Raw genomic sequence first — 1507 nt, 5'->3', positions numbered from 1 at the left:
TACCTGGGTGATCTGCCAGGGGCGGGCGCCGTGGGCGGCGAGGGCGGCGGCGACCGAGTCGGCGTCCACCTGCGCCGGCGGCTCCCAGCAGACGCGCCGGACCGTGTCCGGAGTGATCAGGTTCTCCTGGGGCATGTTCAGCCGCTCCGCCAGCGCGGAGACCGCCGCCCGCGCCGCCGCGAGCCGCGCCGCGGCCGCCGGGTCGCGGTCCGCCCAGGAGCGCGGCGGGGGCGGCCCGCTCACCGTCTGACCGGGCTGCGGAAGCTCCGAGTCCGGCAACGCCTTCGCCCGGTCCACCGCCGCCTGCCACTGTTCGAGCTGGCGCCGCCCCATGCGGTGCCCGAAGCCGGAGAGGCCCGCCAGCGCGTGCACGTTCGGCGGCAGCCCGAGCGCCGCCTCGACGATCGCCCCGTCGCTGAGCACCTTGCCCGGTGACACGTCCCGCCGCTGGGCGACCTTGTCACGCGCGGTCCACAGCTCCCGTACGACCGCCATCTGGCGGCGGCGCCGCACCTTGTGCATGCCGGACGTGCGGCGCCAGGGGTCCTTGCGGGGCGGCGCGGGCGGTGCGGAGGCGATGGCGTCGAACTCCTCGTGGGCCCACTCCAGCTTGCCCTGCCGGTCCAGCTCCTTCTCCAGGGCGTCACGCAGGTCGACCAGGAGCTCCACGTCGAGGGCGGCGTAGCGCAGCCAGGGCTCGGGCAGCGGACGGGTCGACCAGTCGACGGCGGAGTGGCCCTTCTCCAGGACGAAGCCGAGGACGGATTCGACCATCGCGCCGAGCCCCACCCGCGGGAACCCGGCGAGCCGCCCCGCCAGCTCGGTGTCGAAGATGCGGGTGGGGATCATGCCTATTTCGCGCAGGCACGGCAGATCCTGCGTGGCCGCGTGCAGGACCCACTCCGTGTCGCCGATGGCCTCGCCGAGTCCGGAGAGGTCGGGGCAGGCCACGGGGTCGATCAGCGCGGTGCCCGCGCCCTCGCGGCGGAGCTGGACGAGATAGGCGCGCTGGCCGTACCGGTAGCCGGACGCGCGCTCGGCGTCGACGGCCACGGGGCCGGTGCCGCGGGCGTACGCGGCGATCATCTCGGCGAGGGCGTCCGCGTCGGCGATCACCGGCGGGATGCCGTCGCGAGGCTCCAGCAAGGGGATCGGCGCCGTTTCGACGTCGTCCGGAGGAGCGCCTCCGGTGGTTCGCAGTGAGCTGTCTGCTGCGGTCTCTTGGGCGTCGGTCACCTGTCAAGGGTATCTGTGTATGCGCGGCGCCCGTCGACGGAACGTTCCGTCGACGGGCGTGAAGGGGTTGTAAATCAGTCAGTGGATGATCCCGGTGCGCAGGGCGACCGCGACCATCCCGGCCCGGTCACCCGTGCCGAGCTTGCGCGCGATCCGGGCGAGGTGGCTCTTCACGGTCAGGGCGGACAGGCCCATCGAGACGCCGATGGCCTTGTTGGACTGGCCTTCGGCGACCAGGCGSAGCACCTCGACCTCACGGCCGGACAGCTCG

The 1507-nt window shown here is 73.7% G+C and carries 2 protein-coding genes; both read right to left on the bottom strand.

The genetic code is table 11. The features are described 5' to 3' along the window. A partial coding sequence (locus tag AB8Z36_RS39965; protein WP_369218263.1) for an HRDC domain-containing protein occupies nucleotides 1–1236 on the bottom strand: 1236 nt, incomplete at its 3' end. A gap of 78 nt (nucleotides 1237–1314) precedes the next feature. Further along, nucleotides 1315–1507 (bottom strand): response regulator transcription factor (locus tag AB8Z36_RS39960; RefSeq protein WP_369218262.1); only part of this gene is annotated, 193 nt, incomplete at its 5' end.

Origin of the sequence: Streptomyces flavofungini (assembly GCF_041028215.1) — a bacterium.
In the GTDB taxonomy this organism is placed as follows: Bacteria; Actinomycetota; Actinomycetes; order Streptomycetales; family Streptomycetaceae; genus Streptomyces; species Streptomyces flavofungini_B.
The sequence above is the reverse complement of the archived record's forward strand: the minus strand, read 5'-3'. Positions and strand labels throughout refer to the sequence as shown.